Annotated in this window: 4 protein-coding genes; 1 reads left to right on the top strand and 3 read right to left on the bottom strand. The window is 73.3% G+C overall.

Annotated features, from left to right (window positions below; all coding sequences use genetic code 11):
- The 3 genes from HW445_RS26630 to HW445_RS26640 all read right to left on the bottom strand — a co-directional run.
- A partial coding sequence (locus HW445_RS26630; protein ID WP_180223430.1) for a deoxyxylulose-5-phosphate synthase occupies nucleotides 1-307 on the bottom strand: 307 nt, incomplete at its 3' end.
- A 70-nt stretch (nucleotides 308-377) separates the two neighbouring features.
- Nucleotides 378-1415, bottom strand: a complete 1038-nt coding sequence (locus HW445_RS26635) for a hypothetical protein (RefSeq protein WP_257231306.1) — start codon at nucleotides 1413-1415, stop codon at nucleotides 378-380.
- A 167-nt stretch (nucleotides 1416-1582) separates the two neighbouring features.
- Nucleotides 1583-2131, bottom strand: a complete 549-nt coding sequence (locus HW445_RS26640; RefSeq protein ID WP_180223431.1) for a MarR family winged helix-turn-helix transcriptional regulator — start codon at nucleotides 2129-2131, stop codon at nucleotides 1583-1585.
- 66 nt (nucleotides 2132-2197) lie between these two features.
- On the opposite strand from HW445_RS26640, the gene HW445_RS26645 reads away from it, so the two are divergent.
- Nucleotides 2198-2501: alpha/beta fold hydrolase (locus tag HW445_RS26645; RefSeq protein ID WP_180223432.1), on the top strand; the 304-nt coding region annotated here is incomplete at its 3' end.

Raw genomic sequence — 2501 nt, forward strand, 5'->3', positions numbered from 1 at the left:
TCCCGGTCCGCCCGGCGTACGCCAGCCGCTCGCACACCTCGCGCAGGGTGCGCGGGCGGTACCCGGCACCGCAGCCGCTGCAGTCGTGCACATGGAAGCGGACGCCCGCGTTCAGCAGCACGGTGAGCACCCGCCACCCCTCCCGGTCCCGCCGCGCGGGCGCCGCGAACACCGAGCCGGCGAGGATCAGCGGCCCCGCACAGCGCGTGCACACACGCGTCCGCCCCGCCTCACCCCGCTCGGGGAACCCCTGCTTCCACGAGGCCCGGCAGGGCAGGCAGACGTACGACGTCCTGGCGATCCCCATGCCGCCACGGTAGCGGCGGCCGCCGCGGCCACGACGCCTTTTCCGGGGCGGCTCCCCCACCGCGGCCGGATCAGCCGAGGCTGGCGTAGAGGAACAGGCCGGCCCCGAGCAGCGCGGGGGCGGCCAGCCACCAGGAACGGACCGCCGCGTAGACGCCCGCGAAGACGGTGAAGACGAGGGTGAGCACCCCGGCGATCGCCGTGAGCAGGCTCAGCGCGTCGGCCAGCGGCATCTTGTCCGCCACCTGGACGCTGGTGACGATGAAGGCGATCACCGCGGCGAGCAGGCCCAGGGTGCCCAGGGACTCCGAGCGCAGCTTGGCCAGTTCGGCCTGTTCCCGCTGCTCGATGTTCCGGGCCACGCTGCTGAGCCGCTGTTCCATCTCCCGCTCCAGGCGCTCCGTCGTCTCGCGCAGGGACTCCCGGACGCGCTCGGTCTCCGCCCTGAGCCGGATGTCGGCACGCAGCCGCTGGTACTCGATGACCCGGATCGCGTATCCCTGCTGGCCGGAGTCCTCCAGGGCGAGCGCCCGCTGGATCGCCGCCTCGGCCTCCTCGTGCCTGCCGAGCAGGGCGCAGAGCTGCCCCTTGACCGCACGGAACCTGGCACGTTCCGGGTCCGCCTCGATCGACCGCTCGACCCGTCCCAGGGCCTGCTCCAGTTCGGCGGACGGCACCTCGGCGCCGGACCAGCCCAACTCGGCCAGGACACGGGCGTGGTGGGCGATGAGGGGCTGATTGTGCGGATAGGCGGCGAGGGCCCGCGCCGCGTGGTCCGCGGCGCCCGGCAGGTCGGGGCCGCCCGGGTGCAGCATGGCCATGTCCGAGTCGAGCACCGCGCGCATCGGCAGGTCGTCGAAGAGTCCGGCGTGACGTTCGTAGACCCGGCGGTAGCGGTCGGAGTCCAGCGCCCGCCGGTGCCGGGCGAGCAGGACGTACAGCGCGTCGAAGCCTCGTTTCCTGTCGCCGCCGTCGGTGATCAGCGCCTCCAGCGCCACCGTCTCCTCCTCGGTCAGCCGGTCGCAGAGCGCGCTGGCCCGTGCGTGGTACTCCGACGAAGCATGCGGGGGCATGCTGTCGAGGGCGCCGGTGATGTCGATGGAGAGCATGTGTGTCTTCCTCCCGCCCCACGTGCCGGCCCCACCGGCCGACCGTGCCCTTGCCCCGGCCGGCGGCCGGACGACCCAGTACATCGCCCCGGCCGAAGATCCACAAGCGGGCCGGGGGTGAACGGCCGTCGGCGGAAGAGGAGTTGGACCCGCCGGACGCGGAGGGCTCAGGGCGTGGCACCGTCGCCGCGCCCGCGCGCCGGGGCCGCGGGGGCCACCGGGGCGGCGCCGTCCATGTCCACGTCGGCGAAGAGGTCGAGCATCCGGCCGAGGACCTTCAGACAGGCGTCCACCTCCTGGTGTGTGAGGTCGCCGCCGACCTGACGGAGCAGCGCGCGTTCGTGGGCGGTGACCGCGGCCACGGCCTCCGCCCCGGCGGGGGTGAGCGCGATCAGCGGGGAGCGGCGGTGGGCGGGGTTGGGGCGGCTCTCCGCGTAGCCGCGCGCGACCGCGTCGTTGACCATCCGCTGCACGAACTGCCGGCTGAGGGCCTGCGCCCGGCTCATCCGGGGCACCGTCAGCGGTCCGTGGCGGTGCAGGAGGTCGAGCACCGCGCGCACGCCGACGCTCACCCCGTCGACCGGCGTCTCCTGTTCCACCTTGCGGAAGACCTTGTGGTACAGCGGGCCGACCAGGTCGAAGACCTCCATCAGCCGCCGGGCCCCCTCGTCGGGGTCCATGGGTCCGGGTGCCGCCCGCCGCGCGTCGTCGCTCATCTCGTTCACCTCTCCATAGTGACACCTTGGTTGTCAAAAGCGCGAAACAATGACACCTTGGTTGTCATGAAGACCTTCGTCAGTCACGACGGCCCTCTCGCCTACGCCGAAGCAGGATCAGGCGCCGGCCCGTTGGTCGTCCTCCTGCATTCCGGCTACACCGACCACACCACCTGGGCTCACCAGATCAGCGCGCTGGCCGAACGCTTCCACGTGGTGGCGCCCGACCTCCGCGGGCACGGCGAATCGGCCAACGCGAGCCGCCCCTTCCGCCAGGCGGACGACGTGGCCGCGCTGGTGCGCCACCTGGACGTCGGCCCGGCGGTCCTCGCCGGCGTCTCGATGGGCGCGTTCGCCGCCGTCGAGACGG

Source organism: Streptomyces sp. UH6 (genome assembly GCF_013421635.1).
GTDB lineage: Bacteria > Actinomycetota > Actinomycetes > Streptomycetales > Streptomycetaceae > Streptomyces > Streptomyces abyssomicinicus.